At 57.8% G+C, this 25,667-nt stretch carries 27 protein-coding genes, 1 tRNA gene, 1 other RNA gene and 2 pseudogenes; 12 read left to right on the forward strand and 19 right to left on the reverse strand.

From position 1 onward, the window contains the following. Nucleotides 1-80 precede the first annotated feature (80 nt). Both H3L94_RS10675 and H3L94_RS10680 read left to right on the forward strand, forming a co-directional pair. Complete coding sequence (locus H3L94_RS10675; protein WP_182121980.1) at nt 81-1,343, forward strand: putative DNA modification/repair radical SAM protein; 1,263 nt, start codon at nt 81-83, stop codon at nt 1,341-1,343. A 23-nt stretch (nt 1,344-1,366) separates the two neighbouring features. Beyond that, nucleotides 1,367-2,137: a TIGR03915 family putative DNA repair protein gene (locus H3L94_RS10680; protein WP_182121981.1), complete on the forward strand. Its 771-nt coding sequence runs from the start codon at nt 1,367-1,369 to the stop codon at nt 2,135-2,137. Here the strand turns inward: H3L94_RS10680 and H3L94_RS12715 are convergent. Together H3L94_RS12715 and H3L94_RS10685 are read right to left on the reverse strand one after the other, a co-directional pair. Continuing rightward, nucleotides 2,101-2,375 (reverse strand): annotated as a pseudogene (locus H3L94_RS12715) (hypothetical protein). The gene H3L94_RS10680 and the pseudogene H3L94_RS12715 sit on opposite strands and share 37 nt — an antisense overlap. Nucleotides 2,376-2,410: 35 nt before the next feature. Further along, nucleotides 2,411-2,773 (reverse strand): winged helix-turn-helix transcriptional regulator, encoded by a 363-nt coding sequence (locus tag H3L94_RS10685; protein WP_182121982.1) that lies wholly within the window; start codon nt 2,771-2,773, stop codon nt 2,411-2,413. Nucleotides 2,774-2,951: 178 nt separating this feature from the next. On the opposite strand from H3L94_RS10685, the gene H3L94_RS10690 reads away from it, so the two are divergent. From H3L94_RS10690 to H3L94_RS13100, 4 genes and pseudogenes are all read left to right on the forward strand, one after another. Next, complete coding sequence (locus H3L94_RS10690) at nt 2,952-3,188, forward strand: DUF896 domain-containing protein (protein ID WP_220457306.1); 237 nt, start codon at nt 2,952-2,954, stop codon at nt 3,186-3,188. Between the two features lie 77 nt (nt 3,189-3,265). Beyond that, nucleotides 3,266-4,138, forward strand: coding sequence for a pirin family protein (locus tag H3L94_RS10695; RefSeq protein WP_182121983.1), 873 nt, complete (start codon nt 3,266-3,268; stop codon nt 4,136-4,138). A gap of 92 nt (nt 4,139-4,230) precedes the next feature. Beyond that, nucleotides 4,231-4,554 carry a DMT family transporter gene (locus H3L94_RS10700; RefSeq protein ID WP_182121984.1) on the forward strand — a complete coding sequence of 108 codons (324 nt, stop codon included), beginning with the start codon at nt 4,231-4,233 and terminating at the stop codon, nt 4,552-4,554. 66 nt (nt 4,555-4,620) lie between these two features. Continuing rightward, nucleotides 4,621-4,794, forward strand: a pseudogene (locus H3L94_RS13100) (ATP-dependent exonuclease); the annotation flags it as partial. A 253-nt stretch (nt 4,795-5,047) separates the two neighbouring features. On the opposite strand, the gene H3L94_RS10705 reads toward H3L94_RS13100, so the two are convergent. After that, nucleotides 5,048-5,431 (reverse strand): nuclear transport factor 2 family protein, encoded by a 384-nt coding sequence (locus H3L94_RS10705; protein ID WP_182121985.1) that lies wholly within the window; start codon nt 5,429-5,431, stop codon nt 5,048-5,050. A gap of 203 nt (nt 5,432-5,634) precedes the next feature. Between H3L94_RS10705 and H3L94_RS10710 the strand changes: the two genes are divergently transcribed. From H3L94_RS10710 to pcaF, 3 genes are read left to right on the forward strand one after another with little or no spacing between them, the layout of a single operon-like run. Beyond that, nucleotides 5,635-6,297, forward strand: coding sequence for a 3-oxoacid CoA-transferase subunit A (locus tag H3L94_RS10710; protein WP_182121986.1), 663 nt, complete (start codon nt 5,635-5,637; stop codon nt 6,295-6,297). An 11-nt stretch (nt 6,298-6,308) separates the two neighbouring features. Beyond that, nucleotides 6,309-6,971 carry a 3-oxoacid CoA-transferase subunit B gene (locus H3L94_RS10715; RefSeq protein ID WP_182121987.1) on the forward strand — a complete coding sequence of 221 codons (663 nt, stop codon included), beginning with the start codon at nt 6,309-6,311 and terminating at the stop codon, nt 6,969-6,971. Further along, nucleotides 6,968-8,182, forward strand: a complete 1,215-nt coding sequence (pcaF, locus tag H3L94_RS10720) for a 3-oxoadipyl-CoA thiolase (RefSeq protein ID WP_182121988.1) — start codon at nt 6,968-6,970, stop codon at nt 8,180-8,182. The genes H3L94_RS10715 and pcaF overlap by 4 nt, the downstream gene beginning before the upstream one ends. Here pcaF and H3L94_RS10725 read toward each other — a convergent pair. The 13 genes from H3L94_RS10725 to rnpB all read right to left on the reverse strand — a co-directional run bounded on the left by H3L94_RS10725 (nt 8,102) and on the right by rnpB (nt 18,865). Next, nucleotides 8,102-9,112 carry a LysR family transcriptional regulator gene (locus H3L94_RS10725; RefSeq protein ID WP_182121989.1) on the reverse strand — a complete coding sequence of 337 codons (1,011 nt, stop codon included), beginning with the start codon at nt 9,110-9,112 and terminating at the stop codon, nt 8,102-8,104. The genes pcaF and H3L94_RS10725 overlap by 81 nt on opposite strands. Before the next feature lie 163 nt (nt 9,113-9,275). Next, a complete protein-coding gene (locus tag H3L94_RS10730; protein ID WP_182121990.1) occupies nt 9,276-9,623 on the reverse strand; it encodes a Rieske (2Fe-2S) protein in 348 nt (115 codons plus the stop codon). Beyond that, nucleotides 9,613-10,476 (reverse strand): dioxygenase family protein, encoded by an 864-nt coding sequence (locus H3L94_RS10735; protein WP_182121991.1) that lies wholly within the window; start codon nt 10,474-10,476, stop codon nt 9,613-9,615. Before H3L94_RS10735 ends, H3L94_RS10730 begins: the two co-directional genes overlap by 11 nt. A 111-nt stretch (nt 10,477-10,587) precedes the next feature. Further along, entirely contained in the window at nt 10,588-11,655 is a 1,068-nt protein-coding gene (locus H3L94_RS10740; RefSeq protein ID WP_182121992.1) for a maleylacetate reductase, read from the reverse strand. Nucleotides 11,656-11,853: 198 nt separating this feature from the next. Beyond that, on the reverse strand, nt 11,854-13,323 hold the full coding sequence (locus H3L94_RS10745; protein ID WP_182121993.1) for an aldehyde dehydrogenase family protein: 1,470 nt from the start codon (nt 13,321-13,323) through the stop codon (nt 11,854-11,856). Nucleotides 13,324-13,500: 177 nt separating this feature from the next. Further along, on the reverse strand, nt 13,501-14,505 hold the full coding sequence (locus tag H3L94_RS10750; protein WP_054598612.1) for a hypothetical protein: 1,005 nt from the start codon (nt 14,503-14,505) through the stop codon (nt 13,501-13,503). A gap of 23 nt (nt 14,506-14,528) precedes the next feature. After that, nucleotides 14,529-15,032: a cupin domain-containing protein gene (locus H3L94_RS10755; RefSeq protein ID WP_182121994.1), complete on the reverse strand. Its 504-nt coding sequence runs from the start codon at nt 15,030-15,032 to the stop codon at nt 14,529-14,531. A 370-nt stretch (nt 15,033-15,402) separates the two neighbouring features. Next, nucleotides 15,403-15,479: transfer RNA gene (locus H3L94_RS10760), tRNA-Met, on the reverse strand. Between the two features lie 95 nt (nt 15,480-15,574). Then, nucleotides 15,575-16,159 (reverse strand): ribonuclease HII, encoded by a 585-nt coding sequence (rnhB, locus tag H3L94_RS10765; RefSeq protein WP_182121995.1) that lies wholly within the window; start codon nt 16,157-16,159, stop codon nt 15,575-15,577. Next, nucleotides 16,156-17,316, reverse strand: a complete 1,161-nt coding sequence (gene lpxB, locus H3L94_RS10770; RefSeq protein ID WP_182121996.1) for a lipid-A-disaccharide synthase — start codon at nt 17,314-17,316, stop codon at nt 16,156-16,158. Before lpxB ends, rnhB begins: the two co-directional genes overlap by 4 nt. Before the next feature lie 73 nt (nt 17,317-17,389). After that, nucleotides 17,390-17,836, reverse strand: a complete 447-nt coding sequence (locus H3L94_RS10775) for a CopD family copper resistance protein (RefSeq protein WP_182121997.1) — start codon at nt 17,834-17,836, stop codon at nt 17,390-17,392. A 272-nt stretch (nt 17,837-18,108) separates the two neighbouring features. Then, the gene (locus H3L94_RS10780) at nt 18,109-18,477 is read right to left on the reverse strand and encodes an anti-anti-sigma factor (RefSeq protein ID WP_182121998.1); all 369 of its coding nucleotides are present in this window, start codon (nt 18,475-18,477) and stop codon (nt 18,109-18,111) included. Nucleotides 18,478-18,507: 30 nt separating this feature from the next. Beyond that, an RNA gene (gene rnpB, locus H3L94_RS10785) (RNase P RNA component class A) lies at nt 18,508-18,865 on the reverse strand. A gap of 401 nt (nt 18,866-19,266) precedes the next feature. Here rnpB and H3L94_RS10790 point away from each other — a divergent pair. The 3 genes from H3L94_RS10790 (at nt 19,267) to H3L94_RS10800 (ending at nt 23,016) form a co-directional block, all read left to right on the forward strand. Beyond that, entirely contained in the window at nt 19,267-20,619 is a 1,353-nt protein-coding gene (locus tag H3L94_RS10790; RefSeq protein ID WP_182121999.1) for a c-type cytochrome, read from the forward strand. Continuing rightward, the gene (locus H3L94_RS10795; RefSeq protein WP_182122000.1) at nt 20,612-21,526 is read left to right on the forward strand and encodes a c-type cytochrome; all 915 of its coding nucleotides are present in this window, start codon (nt 20,612-20,614) and stop codon (nt 21,524-21,526) included. The genes H3L94_RS10790 and H3L94_RS10795 overlap by 8 nt, the downstream gene beginning before the upstream one ends. A gap of 329 nt (nt 21,527-21,855) precedes the next feature. Beyond that, the gene (locus H3L94_RS10800) at nt 21,856-23,016 is read left to right on the forward strand and encodes a polyamine ABC transporter substrate-binding protein (protein WP_009119117.1); all 1,161 of its coding nucleotides are present in this window, start codon (nt 21,856-21,858) and stop codon (nt 23,014-23,016) included. 82 nt (nt 23,017-23,098) lie between these two features. Here H3L94_RS10800 and H3L94_RS10805 read toward each other — a convergent pair whose 3' ends face one another. From H3L94_RS10805 to ispC, 3 genes are read right to left on the reverse strand one after another with little or no spacing between them, the layout of a single operon-like run. Then, complete coding sequence (locus tag H3L94_RS10805; protein WP_182122001.1) at nt 23,099-23,845, reverse strand: hypothetical protein; 747 nt, start codon at nt 23,843-23,845, stop codon at nt 23,099-23,101. After that, on the reverse strand, nt 23,842-24,450 hold the full coding sequence (locus H3L94_RS10810; RefSeq protein WP_244958756.1) for a hypothetical protein: 609 nt from the start codon (nt 24,448-24,450) through the stop codon (nt 23,842-23,844). Before H3L94_RS10810 ends, H3L94_RS10805 begins: the two co-directional genes overlap by 4 nt. An 11-nt stretch (nt 24,451-24,461) precedes the next feature. Continuing rightward, nucleotides 24,462-25,646 (reverse strand): 1-deoxy-D-xylulose-5-phosphate reductoisomerase, encoded by a 1,185-nt coding sequence (ispC, locus tag H3L94_RS10815; RefSeq protein ID WP_182122002.1) that lies wholly within the window; start codon nt 25,644-25,646, stop codon nt 24,462-24,464. Between the last annotated feature and the right edge of the window lie 21 nt (nt 25,647-25,667).

The raw sequence follows: 25,667 nt of genomic DNA on the forward strand, positions 1-25,667 counted from the left end.
CCATAACTAAGAAAAAATTTAGCTGACTGAATAAAATCTCATCTTTATAATCAGAAAATATGATTTTATGAAGCCATGCCATGGACTACCAAAAACTCAGCCGCAAGCTGGAAATCCTGGCCGACGCGGCCAAATACGACGTTTCCTGCTCGTCCAGCGGCGGCTCGCGCGGCAATAAGGGGCAAGGCTTGGGCAACTCATCCCGCGCCGGCATTTGCCACAGTTTCACCGAAGACGGCCGCTGCGTATCGCTGCTGAAAATTCTGCTCACCAACCACTGCATCTACGATTGTGCCTACTGCGCCTCGCGCCGCAGCAACGACATCCCACGTGCAGCGTTTACCGTAGATGAAGTGGTGGATTTGACCATGAGCTTTTACCGCCGCAACTACATCGAAGGGCTGTTTTTGAGTTCCGGCATTTTCAAAAACGCCGACTACACCATGGAACGTTTGGTGCGCATTGCCAAAAAACTGCGCGAAGAACACCGCTTTCACGGCTACATCCACCTGAAAACCATTCCCAAAGCCTCGCCCGAAATCCTGCACGAGGCTGGGCTGTATGCCGACCGCCTCAGCGTCAATATGGAAATCCCCACCGTTTCCGGCCTCAAGCTGCTCGCCCCCGAAAAAAACCACCGCGACATGACTCAGCCGATGGCATTTGTGCGTAACGAAATCACGGCTTTTGCCGACAGCCGCAAAACCATCAAATCCACACCCAAGTTCGCCCCGGCCGGCCAAAGCACGCAGTTCATTATCGGTGCGGCAGGCGAAACCGACCGCCAAATCATCCGTGCCGCCGGCGGTTTTTACCGCCATTACGGCCTCAAACGTGTGTATTACTCCGGCTATGTGCCCGTATTGGCAGACAAACGCCTGCCGCCCTTATCGGCACAAGTGCCGCTGCGCAGGGAAAACCGGCTTTATCAGGCCGACTGGCTGATGCGTTTTTACGGCTTTGCCGACCATGAAATTTTAGACGAGCAACAACCTTTTCTCGACCTGGACTTCGACCCCAAACTGGCGTGGGCATTGCGGCACCGCGAATGGTTTCCGGTGCCGCTGCAACACGCCCCGCTGGAGGCCATCTTACGCGTGCCCGGCATCGGCGTGAAGTCCGCCCGCCGAATCGTGCAGGCCCGCCGCTTCCGCATGATTACTATGGCCCAGCTGCGCAAAATGGGCGTGGCCTTAAACCGCGCGCGCTATTTCATTACCCTGCCCGAACCCAACCGCTATGCCGACTTAATCGACAGCACGCAATTGCGCGGTCTGCTGCTGCAACACACCCGCTCCAAGTTCGGCCAAAGCGATGCCGTGCAAAGCGATTTGTTTGCTTGAACCGCGCCCATAGGAACCCGCCCATGCGTGTGATCTTGCATTACAACGGCAGTTTTGACGGTTTGTTGAGCGCCGTGTTTGAGGTGTACGCCCGCCGTCTGCCGCCCGATCAGGTGCATCTGACTGCCGATGCGCACGACACCGATTTGTTCGGCCACAGCGAAAGCGTGGCCGCCAACGCCGAACACGCCCGCCGAGTGTGCGAACGGCTGGAGCGGCAGATCGGCCGCCGCGGCATGGTGCGGCTGCTGTACGGTTTTCTGGTTGCCGCCCCCGAGATGCCGGACACCTTTTTGCGCCTCGTCCGCCTGATGCTGGCGCGCCCCGAACGCCGCGACCTGCTGAGTGATTACGGCCATATCGACGTGTTGCAGTGGGCGCAGTGGGTGAAAACCGTCGGCCATGAAAAACACCGCATGGAAGCGTTTGTGCGCTTTGAAGAGCTTTCAGGTAGCCTCTATCTGGCCCGCATCGCGCCGCAATACGACGTGCTGCCGCTGATTGTGCCGCATTTCCGCCGCCGCTATCCGCAGCAGCACTGGGCCATTTTCGACACCGGGCGCGCTTACGGCGTGGCCAGCAATGAGACAGGCCTTTATCCGATCAGCCACCTCGACACCGCCGCGCTGACAACAGCCTATGCGCCGCAGGAGCAGGATTACCAGCGGCTGTGGCGGCGTTATTTCCACAGCAGCAACATCGCCGCCCGCCGCAACCCGCGCCTGCACCGGCAACAGGTGCCGCAGCGCTATTGGGCTTACCTCACCGAAAAACAACCCGAATTGCCGGGCTGAGACCTTTGCAAAACCCCCAGATGTGGATGCAATTCAAGGCATAGCAGCGCAGCGAGCGTGAACGTCAGGAATCCCCGTGGGAAAGACATATCATAGAGATAGACAAGCGAGCGAGCAGTACCCATAGGGCATAAACGCACAACGCAGAAATGCGCCGCAGATGGGGGTTTTGCAAAGGTCTCGGGCTGATACCGCGGCCGAATAAGCCGGATACGGAAAACGCTGCCTGCTTCCGCATGAGCGGCGGGCAAACGGCATCAGCCGCCAGAGAGATTACGAGCGCTGCCGCGCACATTCCGCCGCATACGCCTCACCCCAGCGGTACATGGCCTCGATCACCGGCAACAGGGTGCGGCCGAAATCGGTGAGCGAATATTCCACCTTGGGCGGCACCTGCGGATAAACCTCGCGGTGAACGATGCCGTCGGCCTCCAACTCGCGCAACTGCAGGGTGAGCATGCGTTGGGTAATGCCCGAGAGCAGACGCTGCAATTCGTTGAAACGTCGGATATCGGTATTCAAATGATACAAAATCAACACCTTCCATTTGCCGCCGATGATGCTGAGTGTGGTGCGTACCGGGCAGCACAGCGCACCATCCGGCACAGCCAAAGGGTCGTCTGCAGAATCATGCATGCGTTTGCTTCCTTAATTACAGTATAAAAAATGTGCGTACTTGCTCATTGGTTTGTACTGCGTATAATACGCCCAAGGAAATAAAAAGCCCAGCAAAAATTCGGGCAGTTTTATTGCCGTTTGCAAACCGGCCCAAACCGCTTCAAAGCGGCAGGCCGATTGGAATAAGGAGTGCATCATGCGCATTATGGAATTGGACCGCATCAACGAACTGGCCCGCAAAGCCAAAACCGAAGGCTTAAACGCAGCCGAGCTGGCAGAACGGGCAGCGCTGCGCCAGGCCTATATCCGCCAAGTATGCGGCCAGCTGAACAATATGTTGTCCACCGTGACCGTGGTGGACCCCGAAGGCCAGGACGTTACCCCCGCCAAGCTGCGCGCCGCCCAGGCTGCCGGCATGCAGGTGAATGTTTAATAATGTTTGCAGTAAGGCCACGCCGGGCTTTCAGGTAGCCTGCCGGCCGCATCAAAAAAACAAGAAAGGAAGTCATCATGCGTTCCGTACGCCAAATCTACCGCGCCAACAGCCAACATTGGGTGGGCGACGGCTTTCTGGTACAACCCCTGTTTTCCCACATGGGCGAAGACCGCGGCACCGATCCGTTTTTGATGCTGGATTACGCCGCCCCTTACGAATTCGCCCCCAACCACCGCAGCAGCCAGCGCGGCGTCGGCCAACACCCGCACAAAGGTTTCGAAACCGTGACCATTGCCTACCACGGCGAAGTGGCGCACCGCGATTCGGCCGGCGGCGGCGGCGTGATCAAAGAGGGCGACGTGCAATGGATGACCGCCGGCGCCGGCATCATTCACGAAGAGTTCCACTCCGAGGCCTTCAGCCGCAACGGCGGCCTGTTTGAGATGGTGCAGTTGTGGGTGAACCTGCCGGCCAAAGACAAACTCACCCCCGCCCGCTATCAGCATTTGGCCAAGGAAAACATCCCCGTAGTGGCCTTGCCCGAGGATGCCGGCCATCTGCGTCTGATCGCCGGCGAATATCAAGGCGTCCGCGGTGCGGCCGACACCTTTACCGAGATGAATGTATGGGACGTGGTGATCGAAGCCGGCCGTGAGGCAGCCATTGAGGTTCCGGCCAGCCATAATCTGTCTATGGTGGTGCTGCGCGGCGAAGCCGAATTTAACGGCCAAGCGCGCGCCGGTGCCGGGCAGTTGGTGGGTTTTGACGAAGGCGGCGGTGCAGTAAGCATCCGCGCCGGCGGCGAAACGGTGAAAATCCTGCTGCTGTCCGGCGTGCCGATTAACGAACCTGTGGTGGGCTACGGGCCGTTTGTGATGAACAGCGCCGAAGAAATCCGTGAGGCCATTGCCGAATTCAACAGCGGCCGCTTCGGTCAACTGGCTTGACGCCCCGCCCCGCCAAACAAACAGCCCAATCTGCATCGGTATGCGGTTTGAGTTGTTTGATTCAGCGGCGATAAGAAGAAAAGGAAACTTTGATGAGTTGGGTATATTTGATCACCGCCGGCCTGCTGGAAATCGGCTGGCCGCTGGGTTTGAAACTGGCGCAGCAGGAAGGCTACCGCTGGCACGGCATGGTGCTGGCGGTGCTGTTTATGGCGGCCAGCGGCTTTTGCCTGTTTCTGGCGCAAAAAACCATTCCGATGGGTACGGCTTACGCGGTGTGGACGGGCATCGGCGCGGCCGGTGCGTTTTTAGTGGGGGTGGTGTTTTTCGGCGACGCCGCCAGCTTCGGCCGCTGGCTGGGCGCGGCGCTGATTATTACCGGCGTGGTGGTGATGAAGCTGGCCAGCCATTCTTGAAGGGCGTTTCAAAGAATACGGGCTACCTGAAAACCTATACAGGTTGCCGGCAAGCACCCTTAGAGTCTGAGACCTTTGCAAAACCCCCATCTGCGGCGCATTTCTGCGTTGTGTGCTGCTCGCTCGCTTGCCTATCTATCTGATATGTCTGTCCCACGGGGATTTCTGACGTTCACGCTCGCTGCGCTGCTACGCCTTGAGCTGCATCCACATCTGGGGGTTTTGCAAAGGTCTCAGCCTGCTCATCACCTGCTGACGCAGCGGTTTTTCGAGGCAGAAACCGCGTATATCGTCTATCAAGCAGAAATGCTGGCAAGATTGCACATCTTGCCAGCATTTTGTTGTCTCCGGCTGCAATCAACGCGGCAAACGCGGTGCGGCTACGCCTTGAAAAGGCATCCACATCTGGGGGTTTTGCAAAAGCCTCAGGATGTCAGCTGAACACCGCCGCCACGGAGATTGCGAACAGGCGGCGCCCACTGCGGGGGCACACTTACTTGGCGATGGGCGTGGCTTGATAAAACGCCAGTTTCAGCTGGCCGTTTTCGATTTCCCAAACCGATACGGCCCGGTTGTTGAGCTTTCTGGGTTGTCCGTCCACCAACAGATCGGCCTGAAAATCGGCGCGCACCAAAATGCCCGTACCCAGATGCCGGATTTCGTGAATCGGGTAATGAATGGCTTGGTAAACGTAAAAGCCGGCATACAGCTTGCCCATTAAGGCATCCAAATCGTCCACGGTGCCGCTGGTGTGCACATAACAGAGCTTAGGGCTGCACATGGCGGCAAATTCTGCGTAACGTTGCTGGATCAGACAGTCGGCCCTTTGCCGCTCGGCGGCGCGGACGGCTGCTTCCCAATTTATCTCCGTGTTCATCAATATTTCTCCCGTTTGGCTGGCCTTGTTGATTCTGACGCTGATGCAGCATCTTAATTCTATTTATGCGTTTTATTGTTCTAAATTTCAAAACATTGTATTTGTCCGCTGCATGACTACAGCCGGGTTCAAACAGAATAAAATGGTGGCGGACTCTACCTTACGGTATGGATTAGGATTTATTTTCGACAAGGCAAACCACCATGATAGACAAAACAACCCGTTCTCTGGAGGATGTGCTGGCTCAAATTTCGGACGGCGCCCGTATTATGATCGGCGGTTTCGGTACGGCAGGGCAGCCTGCCGGATTGATCGACGGCCTGATTGAATCGGGAGCGAAAGATTTGGTCATCATCAACAACAATGCAGGCAATGGCGATTACGGTTTGGCCAAACTGCTGAAAACCGGTGCGGTGCGCAAAATCATCTGCTCTTTTCCGCGCCAATCCGATTCTTGGGTTTTCGACGAGCTTTACCGTGCCGGGAAAATCGAGCTGGAACTGGTGCCGCAAGGCAACCTGGCCTGCCGCATTCAGGCGGCGGGCATGGGCTTGGGTGCGGTGTTTACACCCACCGGCTACGGCACGCTGTTGGCGGAAGGCAAAGAAACCCGCCATATCGACGGCAAAGATTATGTGCTCGAGTACCCCATCAAAGCGGATTTTGCGCTGATTAAAGCCTTCAAAGGCGACCGCTGGGGCAATTTGGTTTACCGCAAGTCGGCGCGCAATTTCGGCCCGATTATGGCGGCGGCGGCCGATGTCACCATTGCCGAAGTATCGGAAATCGTTGAATTGGGCGCCTTGGACCCCGAACACATCATCACACCGGGAATTTTTGTCCGGCACGTCGTTAAAATTGGATAAGGAGAGCAGCGGTGAACTACCAAAAACTCAACCGTGAACAAATCGCCATGCGCGTTGCCGCAGATATTCCCGACGGTGCTTACGTCAATCTCGGCATCGGGCTGCCAACCAAAATTGCGGCTTATCTGCCCGCAGACAAAGAAGTCTTTCTGCATTCCGAAAACGGCCTGCTGGCATTCGGCCCGCCGCCCGCTCCCGGCGAAGAAGACCCCGATTTGATTAACGCGGGCAAAGAATACGTTACGTTGCAAACCGGCGGATGCTATTTCCATCACGGCGACTCTTTCGCCATGATGCGCGGCGGCCATCTGGACATTTGCGTATTGGGCGCGTTTCAAGTGTCGGCCAATGGAGATTTGGCCAACTGGCACACCGGTGCGCCCGATGCCATTCCGGCGGTAGGCGGTGCAATGGACTTGGCCGTCGGCGCCAAAAAAGTGTGGGTAACGATGGAACACACAAGCAAGCAGGGCGCACCGAAAATCGTGCAAAACCTCACTTATCCGGCAACCGGCCTGCATTGCGTCAACCGCATCTACACCGATTTATGCGTGATCGATTTGGACGGGGAGGGTTTGCGCGTGATTGAAAAAGTCGACGGCTTGGACTTTGAAGAACTGCAAAAACTGACCGACGCCCCTTTAATCGACGCCACAGCAGGAGCAAAGAAATGAAACTGAACGACGTTTATATTATTGATGCCGTGCGCACGCCTTTCGGGCGCTACGGCGGCGGCCTTGCCGCAGTGCGCACCGATGATTTGGGTGCCGTGCCGATTAAAGCATTGATGCAGCGCCATCCCCAAGTGGATTGGGCAAAAGCCGACGACTTGATTTACGGCTGTGCCAACCAGGCGGGCGAAGACAACCGCAACGTGGCCAGAATGTCTGCTTTGCTGGCAGGCATGCCGCCTTCCGTGCCGGCAACCACCATCAACCGCCTGTGTGGTTCGTCTTTGGATGCGGTGCTGACGGCGGGCCGTGCGATTCAAACCGGCGACGCCGATTTATTGATTGCCGGCGGCGTGGAAAACATGTCCCGCTCGCCTTATGTGATGGGCAAATCGGAACAGGCTTTCGGCCGAAATCAGAAAATCGAAGACACCACGATGGGCTGGCGTTTTATCAATCCGGCCATGAAGGCGCAATACGGCGTGGATACCATGCCGCAAACCGCTGAAAATGTGGCGGAGCAATTCGGCATCAGCAGGGAAGACCAAGACCGTTTTGCCCTTGCCAGCCAGCAGAAGACGGCGGCGGCGCAGCAGCGCGGTTTTTTCGAGCGCGAAATCGTGCCGGTGGAAATCCCGCAACGCAAAGGCGGCAGCATGGTGGTGAATCAAGACGAGCATCCTCGCCCGGATACCGATGCGGCAGGCTTGGCAAAACTCAAACCGGTGGTGTTTGCAGGCGGCACGGTAACGGCCGGCAATGCCTCGGGCATTAACGACGGTGCCTCTGCCGTTTTGCTGGCTTCTGCCAAAGCGGTAGCAGCCTACGGGCTGAAGCCGCGCGGCCGTTTGATTGCCGGGGTGACGGTGGGCATCGAGCCGAGGATTATGGGTTTCGCCCCCGCACCGGCAATTAAAAAACTGCTGGCCAAAACCGGCGTGGCTTTGGCCGATATTGATGTGATCGAATTGAACGAAGCCTTTGCCGCCCAGGCTTTGGCGTGTACCCGCGATTTGGGTTTGGCCGACGATGATCCGCGCGTCAACCCCAACGGCGGGGCCATCGCCATCGGCCACCCTTTGGGGGCTTCCGGCACGCGCCTGTTGGCAACCGCGCTGAACCAGCTGGAAGTTTCAGGCGGACGTTATGCGGTGTGCTCGATGTGCATCGGTGTCGGGCAAGGCATTGCGGCGCTCATTGAGCGATGCGACTAGGGGCGACAAGCAGCCCTTGGCAATCAGCTGTTCGTCCCATTTGGGTAACTGGCTGATGTTTTCCGACAAAAAATCGATGATGTGTCTGACTTTTTTAATATTCTTGGAATTGGGCGGGAACACCGCCCTCAAACTGTAAGCCGGAACCGGATAATCGGTCAGCACCGACACCAGCCTGCCTTCGAGCAGGCTTTCTTTCGCCACAATGGTCGGCAAGCAGACAATGCCGCCGCCGGTTAACGCGAAATCGTGCAGCAGGTGGATGGAGGAAGAATTAATGCGTGCGGCAACCGATATTTCCTGCAATTTGTCTCCGGTGAAAAATTTGATCCTGTTGCGTTCAGGATAACCCGAATAATAGCCCAGCTCGAAACGGCAAAGGTCATCAGGCGTTTGCGGCTCACCGTAACGGGCGATGAAAGCCGGAGAAGCACAAAATACACGATTGACGTGGAAGATTTTGCGGTCGATCAGGCTTTCGCCCTTGGGCGGGAAAATCTGGAAGGCCACATCAAAACCGCACGATACCGGATCGACCACTTTGTCGCTGACCACCAAATCCAATTCGATGTCGGTATAGGTCTGGGTAAACAGAAACAGTTTTTTGCTGAAATAACCCAAACCGAAGCCGGGCACCAGATGGATGCGCAGTTTGCCTTTCAGGTCGTTTTTGGCCATGGCCATGGCGTCAACCAGGGTATCGAAGCGGTTCAGCAGATCAACGCATTCGTCGTAATACTTTTCACCGATATCCGACAAGCGCACGGAGCGGGTGTTGCGGTGGAACAAGGGCGCATCGACAAATTTTTCCAATTGCTGGATGCGCGTGCTGATAACCGAACGGGCCACACCCAGCTGTTCGGCCGCCTGAATGAAGCTCCCGCTTTGTGCCACACGCACAAAGGCTTCCATACATTGCAGTTTGTCCATGGTTGATCCTTTTGGGCAATTATGCGCCAATACCCGGGTTTGGCGCACATAGATTAACGGTTTGGCAAATTTTTTGCCAAACCGTTTTTCAGGTAGCCTGCGGCCATCACCTTTGCCTTAAACGCGCTTCCGCAAACGTTTCTCCCTGATGACCGACCTGATTTCATTGGCAGGCGTTCGCAAGATAGATGGCCTCACCGTCTTCCGACACATTCTCCTGCACCAGCGAATGGTTTTTACAGGGGCCGTCCACACACAATCCGGTTTCGATATCGAACATGGCCGAATGGTGCGCGCACATGATGTAGCGGTTTTGGTAAGTGAAAAAACGGCCTTGGGCATTGTCGAGCTGAATGGAGTAATGCGGGCACACGTTGCGGTAGGCAAAGCAGCGGCCGTCTTTCCTGATCAACACGATGGTGATGTTGCGTTCAACGGGGTGGGGTACTTTAAACACCCCGCCGTTTTCGTCCAGCTCGGTTTGGCGGCAGAGAAAGGTTTTATCGCTCACGGCTCTCGTCTCCCGTTAGGATGAAATCGTATTCAATCAGCCGGTAATCTGTGTTCAGGCCGTAGCATTCGCGGCTGGTGTCGTCGGCTTTTTCTTCGCTGTAACGCACAATCAGGCGGTCTTTCACACCGAACACGGCATCGTTTTGCAGATATTCGTCGCCTTCGAGAAACAGGTGGGTAACCAAGCTTTGAAAACCGTCGGCCTCGATTTTGAAATGGATGTGCGCCGGCCGCCAAACGCTGCGCTTGGCATAAGCCATCAGCTTGCCCACCGTGCCGTCGTCGGGAATCGGGTAACTGACCGGCAAAATGGTTTGGAAGGCGTAGCTGCCGTCTTCTTGGCTGAGAAACACACCGCGGAGGTTGTCGGTGCTTTGGTGCGGGTCTTGGCCGGAATACATGCCGTTTTCGGCGGTTTGCCAAACATCGATGCGCGCGCCCGCAACCGGATTGCCTTCGATGTCGGTGATTTTGCCGCGCACCAATAAAGGCGGAGCCGCCGCATCATCGGAAATGATGCTGCTGCCGAACGGCCTTATCGGCATATTGTCGATAAAGAACGGGCCGAACACGGTGGAAGGCGTTTGCACTTCGTTTTTTTCGTGCAGAATCTGATCGATCAGCATCGACACGCCCAATACGTCCGACAGCAAAATGTATTCCTGACGCTGCTCGTGGCAGAGCTTGCCGGTTTCGGTTAAGAAGCGGATGGCCTGCTCCCATTCCTGTTCGCTCGGTTCGGTTTCGCGCACATATTCGTGCAGTTTTTTGATGAAAGTGGTAATGAGAAAACGGTGCCGCTCGTTTTCGATGTTTTGAAAACTGCGGATAACCTGTTCGGTCAGATTCATGCGTTCCTCCTTGGTAGCTTATTGTTTTATTTATTTTATTAGTAGGCCGAAGGGATGCCCAAGCCGCCGAAAGCGGCCTCGGGCAGGGTGGAGGCCGTCTGAAAACAGTATTCAGGCGGGCGGCCGGCCTTCATGGGCTTTTTTCAATAAGTCAAGCAGCTCGTCGTAAACATACGGGCGCGGGTTGTAATAGGGGCTGTCGCACACGATACGGGCAACTTCTTCGGCTCCGTGTTCGGGAAAGCCGATGTCTTTCAAGGCCATCGGAATGCCTAAAGACTGGTTGAGGCGGTAAAGCTCGGAACCGCATGCTTGCGGGTCGGCGATATCCAAGGCCGAGGCCAGGCGAGCCATTGCTTCATCGTCGGCTGAGCGGTTGTAATGCACCGAATAAGGCAGCATGATGGCATGGGCTTGGGCGTGGGGCAGATTGAACGTGCCGCCTAAGGTATGGCAGATTTTGTGGTGTACCGCCATGCCGACCGAACCCAAACAGATGCCCGCCAGCCATGCGCCGTAAAACGCCTGTTCGCGCGCCGTTTCGTCTTGGGGGTTTTGAACGATTTTAGGAAGCGCGTTTTTCAAAGAACGCACCGATTCTTCGCCCATCATGCTGATAATCGGGTTTTTGTTTTCCGCATAAAGGGCTTCAACCGCGTGAGCCATCGCATTCATGCCCGATGCGGCAGATATGGCGGCAGGCAGGGTAAAGGTCAGCTCGGGGTCGTAAATCACGGCTTTGGGCAAAACGCGGATGTCTTTGCCGGTGGTTTTGCGGCCGTTGTCGGTCAGGCCGTAAACCGTGGTCATTTCGCTGCCTGCGTAAGTGGTCGGCACGGCCACTATGGGCACGCCCAGCTCCAAAGCCACGGCTTTGGCCAAGCCGATGGTGGAACCGCCGCCCAGCGCGATACAGCAGTCGATTTGGTGTTCGCGCACATAGGCCGAGGCTTTTTGAGCCACTTCCACCGGAACGTGCATCACGGCATGGGGGTAAACACCGGCGGCAATCTCGCCCAATGTTCCGGCCAGTTTTTCACCGGCGCTTTTTTGGTCGGGCGTGGTCATCACCAGCACATTACGGTAGCCGTAGCGGTCTAATATGCCGCGCAGTTCGCTGATGCGTCCTTTGCCGAAATACACATCCAGCGGCAAGGCTTGGTAATGGAAACGGTTCATAACAATTCCTTTGTATTCATGATATGCAGCTAAATCGCTTCACTTAATCGATTAAGTTGTGTCGCGCCGGTTCAGACAGGCATAAGCGGCGGGTAAGTGAAGTGTGATCCTGCTCTTGGAGGCAGTGTGGATATGAGGCAAGTGCGGCGGGCGGCTACCTGAAAGGGATTAGACTTGCCGCCCGAACGCTTTGCCTGCTTACTTGCGTCTGTCGAAGTGCGGCGGAATTTGGGCATCCACATTCACCCACACCGATTTGGCTTCGGTGTAGTCGTGAATGGCTTCAAAGCCCATTTCGCGACCATATCCCGATTTGCCTACGCCGCCGAAGGGGCTGCCGGGATTAACGCGTTTGTAGCTGTTGATCCAGCACATGCCTGCGCGTATCTTGCGGGCAAACAAATGTGCGCGTTGCAGGTTTTTCGTCCACAAGCCGCTGCCTAAGCCGTATTCGGTGCCGTTGGCGATTTCCAAAGCTTCTTCGTCGTTTTTGAAGCGCAGCACGGTAACAAACGGGCCGAACACTTCTTCTTGCGCCACACGGTCGGTAGGTTTGGCTTCCACCACGGTGGGCAAAACGTAGTAGCCGTTTTTCAACGCGGCATCTTCGGGTGCTTTGCCGCCGGTTAGGATTTTACCGCCCTGTTCGGTGGCGATTTCCGCATAGGAAAGCACTTTGTTGCGGTGCGATTCGGAAGTGAGCGGGCCCATTTCGGTTTCGGGGTTGAGTGGGTCGCCCAAGCGGATGGATTCGGCCAATTTCACGAATTTTTCCAAAAACTCGTCGGCGATGGATTCGTGCAGCATCAGGCGGGAACCGGCGATACAGGCTTGGCCTTGGTTGTGGAAAATCGCCCATGCCGAGCCGTTAACGGCAGCATCGATGTCGGCATCTTCAAACACGATGTTGGCACCTTTTCCGCCCAATTCCAGTTGCAGGCGTTTCAGGTTGCCGGCAGAGGCACGCACGATGCTTTGGCCGGTTTGGGTGGAGCCGGTAAAGGCCACTTTGGCGATGTCTTCATGGTCGGCAATGCGTTGTCCGGCGGTGTTGCCGTATCCTGCAACGATATTGACCACGCCGTCGGGGAAGCCTGCTTTCTGAATCAGTTCGGAAATTTTCAATGTGGAGAGCGGGGTGAGTTCAGAAGGTTTCATCACCACGGTGTTGCCCGCAGCCAAGGCCGGGCCGAGTTTCCATGAGGTAAACATCAGCGGGAAGTTCCAAGGTACGATTTGGCCGACTACGCCCACAGGCTCGCGCACAACGTAGTTTAAAAAGCCTTGTTCGACAGGAATAACCGAGCCTTGGATTTTGTCGGCCATGCCGCCGAAGTAGCGGAAGCAGGCTGCGGTACGGGGAACGTCCAAACGGCGCGAATCGCGGATCGGATGGCCTGTATCGAGCGATTCGATTTGCGCCAATTCTTCGGCATGTTCTTCAATCAGGTCGGCCAGTTTCAAAAGCAAACGTCCGCGCTCGGCGGCAGGTGTGGCTGCCCATGCGGGGAAGGCTTTTTTGGCGGCGGCCACGGCAATGTCCACATCTTCCGCTTCGGCGGCGGCGATTTTGGTAATCAATTCGCCGTTGGCAGGATTGAGCACATCAATGGTGCCGCCTTTTTGAGCGGGAACGAATTTGCCGTTGATAAATAATTCTGTATTCATTTAACAAGCCTTTCTTTGTTTTAAATGAAGAGTGGTTTTGTGTCCGGTGTGTTTACATGCGTTTCCGGCGGGTTGCACCGAATAGCGCCGCTCTTTTTTAAGAGCCGGGCGCGGTACGGCGCTTATCCGGAAAAGCCGGTGCGCTCGCGTCCGGCTTTTTCTATGATGGATTCGGGCTTAAAAAGCAACCGGATAAGGGGGCAATTCGCCTGATTCGTATTTTTGCGGCAGGTTGGGCGTAGCGTTTTCCCAAACCAGCAACATAGAACGTTTGGTCGAATAACCTTGGTGGCGGATATTGGCAGGCATGGCCGCAATGTCGCCTGCTTTCATAATCAGGCGGGCAATCGGTTTGCCGTCGTTTTTATCGGCGATATCCCAAGTGATTTCGTCGGAAAGCTGTAAAAACCACTCTACGCGGTCGTTACCGTGGAAAATCGGCAGAATGTATTCTTCGGTGGTCGGGCAGAAGAGGCTTTCTTTGCATACCGAAGTAACCGAAGGGTTCCAAGTAACATCCGAGCGGGAAAGGTATTTGAACAGGTTGAAACCGCCCAATTGGCCTTCAAAGCCGGGTTCGCAATGGATTTCGGGTTCGTCCTGAACCACGTCTTGGAATTGGCGGTTTACCGGCAGATCGTCGCGCAACGGAGAATCGTCGGGCAGGCTGGGCATACGCTTGGTGGCAATACGGTAACGGTCGATGGCCGCTTCGTTGTTGCCTTCTTTGCGTCCGAATGCGCTGCCTGTTTCTTCGGGGGCGGCAAACGGGTCGAAGCTTTCGTTAACCCAATCGTGCAGGATGGCTTTAAAAGTGGCCATAATCAGCGGTGTTTCGAAGTTTTCGATGTAATCCACACCGGCTTCTTTCAATACGCCGTTAAATGTGCCTGCATAAAGGTCTACGCTGCCGTAGTGGTTGCGGGTGCCGATAACGTCGTCAAAGTTTACCCAGCCGTAGAAAAAGCCCCAAGCCACATCGCGCATCAAAGCACGCAGGAACGCATCTGCCGACATCAGGTGCGAATGGGTTTCGCCTTTTACGCTCCAAGTGATTTTGGCAAAGTATTCGTCACGCTCGAAAGTGAATTGACCCAAGCGGAATGTGCGGTAGCCGGTCAGCTCGTCGCGTTCGCCTGCCTGCACGCCGGCAGCCAGAAATTCTTCAAATTTTTTATCCATGTTTTTTCTCCTTCCGGGAGGGTTTATTGAATGCAGATGCTGTGCCATTTTTCGACCGACAGCGGGCCTTTGATGGTTTGGATTAAGATAACGCCGGGTTTGGCGGCTTCGAAACGGTAGGCGCTGCCGGCGGGCAAAATGGCCTGATGACCCTGCTTCAGAATGGCGTGTCCCATTTTTTTGCCTTGCGGGTTATCGCCGGCCAAGCGGGTGCCTTCTTCGGCTTCGTCAACCAAGGGCTGGTCGAGCTTGATATAATCCACGCGGATTTCGCCGTCCATCACAATCACGAATTCATCGTGCGAGGCGGTAAACCAAGGCGACGTACCTTCTGCTTTCAATGATTCGATAACGAATTTCAAATTCATGCCGACTACGCTTTTTTCGTAGGGGGCGGATTGCGAGGCAACTTCAAAAATATTGGAAAAAGCATAATTGCTTGCTTCTCCGCTGATCAGTTGGATAGAACCTTTTTCGTAATCGTTCAAACTGCCGAATCGGGTTGCTTTGATTTGGTGATTCTCCATGGCTGCTCCTCCGTATAATTGGATTTCATTGCTGCATCAAAGAGCTAATGCAGTTGGCTTGTAAAGTACAATGAAATGTAACGGACGACAATTCGGAAAACACCGACATGAATGTTCGTAAAATGAAAGCAATAGACTGAATTTCAGAGAGCAGGCAGCTCAGAGGCATGCCGTTGCCCCATGAAGGACGCGGGCAATGTGATGTTTGACTCTAATAATATTCGCCATTCACCGACACAACACACAATGCCGCAATCAACAAGCTGGCATCCGGTCGTCTGCATTGTCTGCAGGGGATAAGTTTTCAGTTAGCGATTAAAATGAGGACAAAAAAAGCGCCTTGTCTAAGACAAGGCGCTTTTTTTGTATTTGGTTGCGGGGGCAGGATTTGAACCTACGACCTTCGGGTTATGAGCCCGACGAGCTACCATGCTGCTCCACCCCGCGTCTGAAGAATGCGAACTATACCGCTTCGCCGGATTAACGTCAAGCATTTTTCGCTAAAAAGAGGCAACGGTCGGAGGCTACCTGAAAACGAGAAATCAACCAAACAGCCGCCCTTGGACAAGCAGGGCTTTAACCGGGGCGAAGTCGCGGCGGTGTTCGGGCAGCGGGCCGTATTGTTGCAAGGCGGCGAGGTGGGCAGCGGTGCCGTAGCCTTTGTGCCGTTCGAAACCGTATTGCGGGTGGCGCGCAGCCAGGGCATACATTTCGGCATCGCGGGCGGTTTTGGCCAGCACGGAGGCAGCGGAAATTTCGATGATTTTGCTGTCGCCTTTCACCACGGCTTCGGCCTCGGTACCCAGATTGGGCGGGATGCGGTTGCCGTCTATCCACACTTTTTCAGGTAGCCTGGGCAGGCCGTGTACGGCGCGGCGCATGGCGAGCAGGGTGGCATGCAGAATATTGAGTTCGGCGATTTCTGCGGGCGAGGCGGCAGCCACGCACCAGGCTACGGCCTGTTTTTTGATGGCTGCGGCCAGCAGGTCGCGCTTTTTTTCGCTGAGTTTTTTGGAATCGGTGAGGCCGGGCAGACAATAATCGGGCGGCAGCACCACGGCGGCGGCAAACACGCTGCCGACCAGCGGACCGCGGCCCGCTTCGTCCACGCCGGCCTGCCACATCATGTGTTTGCTCCGGCGGCGGCCAGCACGGCTTCGGCGGCTTCGGCGGCGGTGTCTTTGCGCAGCAGGCGGTGCAGCTCGGTAAAATCGGCGGCGAGCTGCTCGCTTTCGGCCGGGTGGCGGTACCAATGCAGCACGGCCTCGGCCAGCTGTTCGGGCGTGGCCTGTTTCTGCAACAACTCGGGCACAGCCATCCGCCCCAGCAACACATTGGGCAGGCCGACGTAAGGCACTTTGATTTTGTGCTTCACCCAAGCATAAGTGAGCGGCGAGATTTTGTAGCTGATCACCATCGGACGTTTGCACAGGGCCACTTCCAGCGTGGCGGTGCCGCTGGCCACCAACACCACATCGGCGGCGGTACAGGCCAGCTCGGTGCGGGCCGACATCAGGCGCACCGGCAGATAGCGGTAGGCATCGCTGTCCAAAAGGGTTTGCAGGCGGGCGCGGGTGGCAGCGGTGGCGTAGGGCAGGAGGAAAACGGCTTCCGGCTCTTGGGCGCGGATGCGTTGGGCGGCTTGTAGAAAGAGCGGCGCCATGTAGTCGATTTCACTGACGCGGCTGCCGGGCAAGAGGGCAAATACGGCTTGGTTGGGGTCGAGTTTGAGCCGTTCGCGTGCCTGTGCGCGGTCGGCGTCCAGCGGCAGGGTTTGCGCCAACGGGTGGCCGACAAAGCGCGCCCGTCCGCCCGCGGCGTGGTAGAGCGGCGGTTCCATCGGAAACAGGCACAACACCTCATCTACCTGCCGCACGATGCGGTGAACCCGTTCCCGCCGCCAAGCCCACACCGACGGGCTGACGTAATGGATGGTGGGGATGCCGGCGGCTTTCAGCTGTTCGGCCACGCCCAAGTTGAAGTCGGGCGCGTCGATGCCGACAAAAACATCCGGGCGCTGCCGTGTGAGCTCAGCCACCAGCCCCTTGCGGATGGCAAGAATGGCGCGCAGGTTTTTCAAAACTTCCACATAACCGCGCACCGCCAGTGTCTCTTGGTCAAACAGGCTGTGCAGCCCCTCCGCCTGCATACGCGGGCCGCCGATGCCGGTAAAGCGCACTTGCGGACAGCACGCTTTGACGGCAGCCATCAAGTGGGCGCCAAGCAGGTCGCCCGAGGCTTCGCCTGCACAGAGGGCGATCAGCGGAGAGGAGGAGTGGGACATGGTGGCTGGCAGAAGAAGGCGGAAAGGGGCGGATTGTAGCGCATCGGCTGCACGCTTGAAACGTTCTGCGCGGCTACCACACCAGATAAAACATGGTTTTGGCCAACACCACAATCAAGAGCATGTGCAACAGCACGGCGCGGTGGATGTATGTCGAGAAAGCCGCAGTCATGGTGCCGCGACGCATACGGCGGACGGCGGCGATGAAATGGAGGAGCACACTGAATGCCAGCAGGATTTTGAGCCACAGCTGCCACCCGAGCGAATTGTCTGCCGGTGCGGCCAGCAGCGGGGCATAGCGGTGCGCAAGCGCCAGGCCGGACAAAAACAGCAGCATCACCGCCCAAGGCATAATTTTTACTGCGCGCGAGGAAACGGCCTTTTCGGCCGCCTGCCGCACCTCGCGGCTGACGGCCGGCGTGTGCAAAACCGACAATACCAGCGCTTCAAACAACACGCCGCCCACAAACAGAATGGCGCAGAGCAAATGAACGATATGGGCAAAGGCATAGGCAGACATAGCGGGGTTCCGATAGGTGACAGAGAAAATAGGTTGAGACCTTGGCAAAACCCATCTGCGGCGCATGTCCGTCTTGTGCGTCGATCCCTATGGGTATTGCTCGCTTGCCTATCGTGTGATATGCCTGTCCCGCAAGGATTCATAGCGTTCACAGTCGTTGCGCTGCTACGCCTTGAACCGCCTCCCCATTTGGAGGTTTTGCCAAGGTCTCAGGCTACCTGAAAAATGAAAAAAAGCATACCCGGCCGGGTATGCTTTTTCTAAAAGAGCGATTACTCTTCTTTCAATTCTTCGATGGCTTGTTTGCAGTTTTCTTCCTGCTCGGCCGCGGTGGCTTCTTTCAGGCTGGCCAACCAAGTGTCGCGGTGTTTGATGCGCTCTTCTTTTTCGGCACCGCTCAGGGTTTCGATGTATTGGTTTTCCAGAGTTTCCGCTTCTTTACACAGCGCAATCAGCTCGCCCATCGGTGCAACAGCAGCTTCGGAAGCGGTCGCCACTTCAGAGGCAGTCGGCACTGCGGCAGGAGCAGAAGCTTCGGCAACGGCAGGCGCCGGAGCGGCAGTTTCGGGAGCAGCAGGCTCGCCACCGCAAGCAGCTAAAAACAAGGCCAGCAAAGCAGCAGGCATCAGGTTTTTTTTCATTATCTTTTCCTTTTCAAGTTGAGTTTTCTGCACCGCAGCCGGGCGGTAAGCCGGGTTCTGTCGTTGGACAGTCATTCCTCTAGGCCGCCCGTTGCCGGACGGCTCAAGCAACCTACCCGAACACTCGGCGAGCAGCGTCATGGTGTTCTGTTTGGTCTTGCTGCGGATGGGGTTTGGCCTGCTACGGACTGTTGCCAGCCGCACGGTGCGCTCTTACCGCACCATTTCACCCTTACCTGTACCGCGTTGCCGCAGCCATCGGCGGTTATGCTTTCTGTTCCACTTTCCGTCGCCTCGCGGCGCCCGGCCGTTAGCCGGCATCCTGCTCTGTGCAGCCCGGACTTTCCTCCCCGTGAACGGATCACGCGGCGACTGTCTGCCCGACTGCGGTGCGGCCAAGATTATATCGGGGCTGTCAAGCGGCGGCAAATCGGCATTGGGCGGCAAACCTTTCAGGTAGCCAGTGATCCGGCCGGCTGTCTTTCCTGAGTCGGCAGGCCGCCCGATTCCGGCCCAAACTCCCCAACCACCCAAGCCGCCTGCTTGGAGGAACCGTTCCCCACCCCATGCTGCAGGCCGAGACAACAGCGCGAAAGTGCTGAAAAACCACGCCTGCCGCCGCCGTCACCCTGCTTTTCTTTACAGAAATTTTAATTTTATTGCGTTCCGTCAAATAAGCTGCGCTTATGTGGTTTTCCACAATAGCCGCCCTCCGGCCCGCAGCGAAACAATAGAGCCGTATCTCCACGAAGCAATACTTTCGATCCCGACGCTGCAGAAGGAGCGCTCATGAAAATCTTCACCAAAACCGCACTCAGCATCACGGTCTTACTGGTGGTCATCTACGGCGGTGCCAAATGGCTGACCCACGTCCGCACCGAGCAAACCGACATCCAGCTGTCTGCCGACCCGGTTAAAGTGGCACGCGGGGAATATGCCGCCCGCTTGGCCGACTGTTTCGCCTGCCACACCGCCCCCGGCGGCCAGCCCTATGCCGGCGGCTTGGCCATGCAAACCCCCTTGGGCGCGGTGTACAGCACCAACATCACGCCCGACAAAGAAACCGGTATCGGCCACTACAGCTACGCCCAATTTAAAAGCGCGGTCCAACACGGCATCCGTGCCGACGGCAGCCCGCTTTATCCGGCCATGCCCTATCCTTCCTACACCCTGATGCCCGACGAAGACATTCAGGCCATGTACGTGTACTTCATGCACGGCGTGAAACCCGTCAGACAGGCCAACGCAGACAGCACCCTGCCGCCGGTATTGAACTGGCGCTGGCCTTTGGCTTATTGGCAGACCGCCTTCGCCCCCAAACGCGAATTCGTGCCCGACAGCCGCTTCGACGCCCAAACCAACCACGGCAAATACCTGGTAGAAGGCCCCGGCCACTGCGGCGCCTGCCACACGCCGCGCGGCATCGCCTATCAGGAAAAAGCCCTCAGCGACGACGGCAAACATTTCCTCAGCGGCGCCGTCATCGACGGCTGGCGGGCCAAGAGCCTGCGCGGCGAAGCACGCGGGCTGGGCAGCTGGAACCAAGCCGAACTGGCCGACTTCTTCGCCAGCGGCCGCACCGAACGCAGCGCCGCTTTCGGCGCCATGGCCGAAGTGGTGGAACACAGCACCCAATACTGGAGCGACAGCGATCTGCAGGCCATGGCAGGCTACCTGAAAACCCTGTCACCCACACCCGGCAAAGAAACCGAACTGCCCAAACGCGAAGACACCACCACCGCCATGCTGCTCAACGGCGAATACGCCAACCGCGGCGCCCTGCTCTACGCCGAACACTGCATGGCCTGCCACCGCGCCGACGGCAACGGCATGCCGCGCATCTTCCCCGCCCTGAACAACAACAGCGCCGTTTATGCCAACAACGCCCAATCGGTGATTCAGGTAACCTTGGAAGGCGGCCGCATGCCGCACAGCAAACACGACGTGATGGCCTTCAGCATGCCCGGCTTCAAGCACCTGACCGACCAAGACATTGCCGACGTGGTCAACTTCGTCCGCAACAGCTGGCACAACCAAGCACCCGAAATCAGCAGCCGCGACGTGGCCGAAATCCGCCATTTCGTCAACCGCAAAGCGCCCAATATCGTTCCCCAAGCCGCTTCAGGAGCACACCATGAATAAGCACCAACTGTCGGCTCTCCTCTTGGCTTCCGGCCTCGGCCTGCTCGGCCTGAGCGCCTGCCAAGACACCCCCGAAACCACCGAAGCCCAGCCCATCCGACACCCCATCGTCACCGGACAGGGCGACGAAAAAACAGCCGTGGGCGAATACACCCTGCCCTTCGACAGCGACATCGACCAACAGCCCAACGCCGCCCAAATCCGCTTCGGCCAACGTTTGATGAACCACACCAAACGCCTGTTGCCCGAACACGTCGGCAGCCACATGAACTGCAGCAGCTGCCACATCGCACAAGGCAAAGTGGCCGGCGGCAACCCCTACATCAACACCACCAACCGCTACCCGCGCGTGATGCCCCGTCCCGGCAAAGAAATCGACCTGGTCGGCCGCATCAACGGCTGCTTCCAGCGCTCGATGAACGGCAAACCGCTGCCCAGAGACAGCGAAGCCATGCAGGCCATGGTGGCCTACATCAACTGGGTCGGCCAAGGGGTGCCCAAAGGGCAAAGGGTGGACATTGTGAACGCCGTGGCCATCGACACCCATCTCACGCCCGACCCCGAACACGGCCGCGTCCTCTACGCCCAACACTGCGCCACCTGCCACGGCAGCAACGGCGAGGGCAAACGCGACGGCACCGGCTTTTACGCCTTCCCGCCTTTGTGGGGCGACGAATCCTTCAACATCGGCGCCGGCATGGCGCGCACCTACAAAGCCGCGGCCTTCATTAAAGCCGCCATGCCCATGGGCGTGCAAACCCACGGCTTATGGGGCGAAGGCAATGTGTTGAGCGATCAGGACGCCGTGGACATCGCCGAATACTTTACCCACCAGCCGCGCCCCGACTTCCCCGGCAAAGTGAACGACTGGCCCAACGGCGACAAACCGAAAGACGCCCGTTACTGATCTCTGCATATCCGCAACAAGCGCTCGGGCTACCTGAAAGCTTTCAGGTAGCCCGAATCTTTATTCAAAATCAATCCATCCGGCACCAAGCCGCAGCCAAACACCGCCAGCCCCGCTGCCTGCGGGCCGCTCCGCCGCAAAAAACACTTGCCAGCCCCGCCGTTTCCAAGTCTAATCCCCTTTTCGCCGAAGGAGAAATCAACACGGCGGCAGCATCTGTTTGCCAAGCAGGCGGCTCCGGCCATCCCCTTGCCCAGACAGCCTTGCGCACATCCGGTCGGCAGCCCGCGGTTCCGACGTTTCCCAACCGATTCCACAAAGGAAACAACATGAAAAAAACACTTTTGGTTTCAGCCCTGATGAGTTTGTTTCTGGCCGCTTGCGGCGGCAACGGCCAATCTGCCGATTCCGGCAAACCCGCTGACAGTAGCGCCTCCGGCACCGCATCTGCCGCCGACGGCAGCAACCAGCTCAATCTCTATATCTGGTCGGACTATGTAGACCCCGAAACCGTGAAAAAATTCGAGGCCGACAACAACATCCAAATCCGCACCGACTACTACGACAGCAACGAAACCCTGGAAGCCAAAGTGCTGACCGGCAATTCCGGCTACGATCTGGTGGTGCCCTCCATCGCCAACGTCAGCCGCCAAATCCAAGCCGGCGCCTATCAGGAAATCGATAAGAGCCAAATCGCCAACTACGGCAACCTCGACCCCGAGCTGATGAAACTGATGGAACAGGTAGATCCGGGCAACAAATACGCCGTGCCCTACTTCTGGGGCATCAACACCATCGGCATCAACAAAGACGCCGTGGCCAAAGCCCTGGGCACCGACCAGCTGCCCGCCAACGCTTGGGACCTGGTGTTCAAACCCGAATACACCAACAAGCTGAAATCCTGCGGCATCTCCTTCTTCGACAGCCCGCTGGAGCAATATCCGCTGGCCTTAAACTACATCGGCAAAAACCCGAACAGCCAAGACGCCGACGATCTGAAAGCCGCCACCGATATGATGAAGGCCGTTCGCCCCGACATCAAACGCTTCAGCGGCTCGGGCTACATCAATGACCTGGCCAACGGCGACTTATGCGTGGCCATCGGCTACGGCGGCGACCTCAACATCGCCAAAAACCGTGCCGCCGAAGCCAAAAACGGCATCAACATCGAAGTTTTGGTGCCCAACACCGGCGTGGCCATCTGGATCGATTCCTTCATGATTCCGAAAGACGCACGCAACGTGGCCAATGCACACAAATACATCAACTACACGCTGGATCCGAATGTGGCCGCCGCCAACGGCAACTTCGTCACCTACGCGCCGGCCAGCAAACCCGCGCGCGATCTGATGGAAGAAGCCCACCGCAGCAACACTTCCATCTTCCCGAGCGACGAAGTGAAAGCCAACAGCTTCGTGATCCTGCCGAAAACCGCCGACGCCAGCCGTCTGATGACCCGCTTGTACCAAGGTTTGATGACCGCCCAATAAGTCCGGCAAACGCAACGCCCGCTGTTTCAAACAGCGGGCGTTTTTCACGCTTGCGCAACCGTTTTCATGCTGGCCGACGGTTTCAGGTAGCCTCAAACCCCGCAGACAGCGGCCCCTCTTCCCAACCCTGCCGAAAACCGCGTAAGGCGAAAGAACGCAGATTCTCCGGCGCCAGCAAGGTCAAACACACCAGCTCGTCGCCGTGGCCGTGGCCCGGATTACGGCTGCGGAAATAGGCCGCCTCGGGGTGGCTGTCCTGCTTGTCGGTATGCCACTCGGCTTTCAGGTGGCCTTGCGATTCGGGGTAGCACACCAAGCCGCGGGCGGCATCGTAAGCCGGGCCGAAGCGGGCGGCAGCCAAGCCATCCATCAGCGCCTGTATGTCGGGCGGGGTGGCATAACGGCGGTTGGGGTAATACTGCCTGCTGAACACGTTCAGGTAACGGTAGGTGCGGTCGCCTTTCACAATCAACAGCCAATACAGCGGCACCTCGGGCTGCATGGCTTGGATGCGGCCGGCCAAACGGCACCAGGCCAGAGGCAGGGTTTGCTCGCCCCAAAAACGGTGGTCGATGACCGTGTCGCCGGAAAACAGGGCACGCACCGGCCGCCCCTGATGCTCGGCCTGCAACACTTTCAGGGTGGAAAAACCGCGCACGGCGCCATCTTCGTCTGCCAACAGCAAAACCCAGTCTTTTTCCAACAGGTCGCGGCGGAACAGCGCGGGGGAAGTGCCCGCATAATAGCGGGCATACAGGGCGTAGAGTGCGTCGATGCGGCTTTCAGGTAGCCTGCTCGGCCGCTCGGTTCGGGTGTGGAGTCGGGTCATGCTCGGCGCTCCAAATACATCAGCCAGCCGCACAAACACACGGCCAACACGGCGGTCAACAACTGGTTGGCCAGATGCGGCGGCTGCCAGCCGATGAACCACAGTTCGGCGCTGTGGCGGCCGTGGTTGAAAGCGGAAATATAGCGGGCGAAATAGGTTTCCGCCGCAAACATGGCCGCCATCACCCACAAATGCCCCACCCACACCCGCGGGCGCTCCCGGCGGCAGAGACCAGCCAGCACGGCCAACAACAATAGGCTGAACACATCGTGCGCCATGCCGTAAACATACTGCCAGCCGCCGCGGCCATAGAGCAGCCACAATTCAATCAGCGCACGCGCCAACATGGGCAGCCAAAACAGCAGATACGCCGCCCGCAAACGGCGGCCGATATGCGGTGCGCAAAACACCAGCGGCGGCAACACCAGCCAACAGCACACCGTCAGCCCCAGCCAAAAGGCTTTGGGCAGGGAAAGCGCCCCGCCCTGCGTGGCCAAGCCGTTTTGCCAGCCGTAAAACGCCAGCGTCGCCAACCCGCACCACACTATGGCCACCCGCAAACGGCGGCGCATCAGCATGCGGCTGAAACGGTTTGCCGATTCCACACCGCCGCCTTTCAGGTAGCCCGCCGCCGCACCGCGGCTTCGGCCTGCGCACGGATGTCGGCATCCAGCGCCAACAGGGCATCGATGCCGTCCGGCTGCACGGGATGGTGCCGCTCCAAACACGCCGCCACCACGGCGGCAATATCGGTAAAGCGGATGCGGCCGGCCAAGAATGCCGCCACCGCCACTTCGTTGGCCGCGTTCAGCACACAGGGCGCGCTGCCGCCGCTGTGCATGGCTTCGTAGGCCAGCTTCAGGCAGGGAAAGCGTTGGAAATCCGGCCTGGCGAAGGTGAGCGAAGAGAGGGCGGCAAAATCCAGCGGCGCGGCGCCCGACTCGATGCGCTCGGGCAAACCCAAACAATAGGCAATCGGCGTGCGCATATCGGGCGTGCCCATCTGCGCCAGCACTGAGCCGTCGGCATAGCGCACCATGCTGTGGATCACGCTTTGCGGGTGAATCACCACCTCCAGCCGTTCGGGCGGGCAGGCAAACAGCCAATGCGCCTCAATCAGCTCCAAGCCTTTGTTCATCATGGTGGCGGAATCCACCGAAATCTTCTGCCCCATCGACCAATTCGGATGTTTCACCGCCTGCGCGGGCGTGATGGCGGGCAAAGCGGCCAAATCGGTGTGCAGAAACGGGCCGCCGGAAGCGGTCAGCACAATCGACTCGATGCCGCCGTCTTTCAGGTAGCCTTTGTGCTCGGGCAGCACTTGGTAAATCGCGTTGTGTTCGCTGTCCACCGGCAGAATGCGCGCGCCAGACTGCGCCGCCGCCTGCATAAACAGACTGCCGGACACCACCAGCGTTTCTTTGTTGGCCAGGTAAATGGTTTTGCCGGCCCGCGCCGCCGCCAGCGTGGGCGGCAGGCCGACCGCGCCCACAATCGCCGCCATCACGCCGTCCACTTCGGGCGCCGACGCCACGTCCACCAAGGCCTGTGCGCCGTGCAGCACTTCGGTATCGCAAGCTGCCGCCGCCAATCTGGCCCGCAAATCGTCGGCTCTGGCGGCATCGGCCACCACCGCATAACGCGGCCGGAATGCGGCGCACTGCTCGGCCAGCTTGGCGGTTTGCGTATGGCCGGCCAAGGCGAACACGCGGAATTTGTCGGGATGGCGGGCGATCACGTCCAAAGTGCTGAGGCCGATGCTGCCGGTGCTGCCGAGAAGGGTAAGGGTGTGTTGGGGCATGGGAGGATTCTGAGCGGAATG

Source organism: Neisseria shayeganii (genome assembly GCF_014054965.1).
Classification (GTDB): Bacteria; Pseudomonadota; Gammaproteobacteria; order Burkholderiales; family Neisseriaceae; genus Eikenella; species Eikenella shayeganii.

Bases quoted from the DNA above. Each gene is read 5' to 3' on its own strand.
- H3L94_RS10735 (WP_182121991.1), bottom strand. From the start codon at position 10,476: ATGAATCTGACCGAACAGGTTATCCGCAGTTTTCAAAACATCGAAAAC.
- H3L94_RS10795 (WP_182122000.1), top strand. From the start codon at position 20,612: ATGAATAAGCACCAACTGTCGGCTCTCCTCTTGGCTTCCGGCCTCGGC.
- H3L94_RS10740 (WP_182121992.1), bottom strand. From the start codon at position 11,655: ATGAACCGTTTCCATTACCAAGCCTTGCCGCTGGATGTGTATTTCGGC.
- H3L94_RS10805 (WP_182122001.1), bottom strand. From the start codon at position 23,845: ATGACCCGACTCCACACCCGAACCGAGCGGCCGAGCAGGCTACCTGAA.
- H3L94_RS10790 (WP_182121999.1), top strand. From the start codon at position 19,267: ATGAAAATCTTCACCAAAACCGCACTCAGCATCACGGTCTTACTGGTG.
- H3L94_RS10755 (WP_182121994.1), bottom strand. From the start codon at position 15,032: ATGGAGAATCACCAAATCAAAGCAACCCGATTCGGCAGTTTGAACGAT.
- H3L94_RS10800 (WP_009119117.1), top strand. From the start codon at position 21,856: ATGAAAAAAACACTTTTGGTTTCAGCCCTGATGAGTTTGTTTCTGGCC.
- H3L94_RS10690 (WP_220457306.1), top strand. From the start codon at position 2,952: ATGCGCATTATGGAATTGGACCGCATCAACGAACTGGCCCGCAAAGCC.
- rnhB (WP_182121995.1), bottom strand. From the start codon at position 16,159: ATGATGTGGCAGGCCGGCGTGGACGAAGCGGGCCGCGGTCCGCTGGTC.
- H3L94_RS10775 (WP_182121997.1), bottom strand. From the start codon at position 17,836: ATGTCTGCCTATGCCTTTGCCCATATCGTTCATTTGCTCTGCGCCATT.
- H3L94_RS10695 (WP_182121983.1), top strand. From the start codon at position 3,266: ATGCGTTCCGTACGCCAAATCTACCGCGCCAACAGCCAACATTGGGTG.
- H3L94_RS10705 (WP_182121985.1), bottom strand. From the start codon at position 5,431: ATGAACACGGAGATAAATTGGGAAGCAGCCGTCCGCGCCGCCGAGCGG.
- lpxB (WP_182121996.1), bottom strand. From the start codon at position 17,316: ATGTCCCACTCCTCCTCTCCGCTGATCGCCCTCTGTGCAGGCGAAGCC.
- pcaF (WP_182121988.1), top strand. From the start codon at position 6,968: ATGAAACTGAACGACGTTTATATTATTGATGCCGTGCGCACGCCTTTC.
- H3L94_RS10725 (WP_182121989.1), bottom strand. From the start codon at position 9,112: ATGGACAAACTGCAATGTATGGAAGCCTTTGTGCGTGTGGCACAAAGC.
- H3L94_RS10745 (WP_182121993.1), bottom strand. From the start codon at position 13,323: ATGAATACAGAATTATTTATCAACGGCAAATTCGTTCCCGCTCAAAAA.
- H3L94_RS10700 (WP_182121984.1), top strand. From the start codon at position 4,231: ATGAGTTGGGTATATTTGATCACCGCCGGCCTGCTGGAAATCGGCTGG.
- H3L94_RS10750 (WP_054598612.1), bottom strand. From the start codon at position 14,505: ATGGATAAAAAATTTGAAGAATTTCTGGCTGCCGGCGTGCAGGCAGGC.
- H3L94_RS10710 (WP_182121986.1), top strand. From the start codon at position 5,635: ATGATAGACAAAACAACCCGTTCTCTGGAGGATGTGCTGGCTCAAATT.
- H3L94_RS10680 (WP_182121981.1), top strand. From the start codon at position 1,367: ATGCGTGTGATCTTGCATTACAACGGCAGTTTTGACGGTTTGTTGAGC.
- H3L94_RS10780 (WP_182121998.1), bottom strand. From the start codon at position 18,477: ATGAAAAAAAACCTGATGCCTGCTGCTTTGCTGGCCTTGTTTTTAGCT.
- H3L94_RS10675 (WP_182121980.1), top strand. From the start codon at position 81: ATGGACTACCAAAAACTCAGCCGCAAGCTGGAAATCCTGGCCGACGCG.
- H3L94_RS10685 (WP_182121982.1), bottom strand. From the start codon at position 2,773: ATGCATGATTCTGCAGACGACCCTTTGGCTGTGCCGGATGGTGCGCTG.
- ispC (WP_182122002.1), bottom strand. From the start codon at position 25,646: ATGCCCCAACACACCCTTACCCTTCTCGGCAGCACCGGCAGCATCGGC.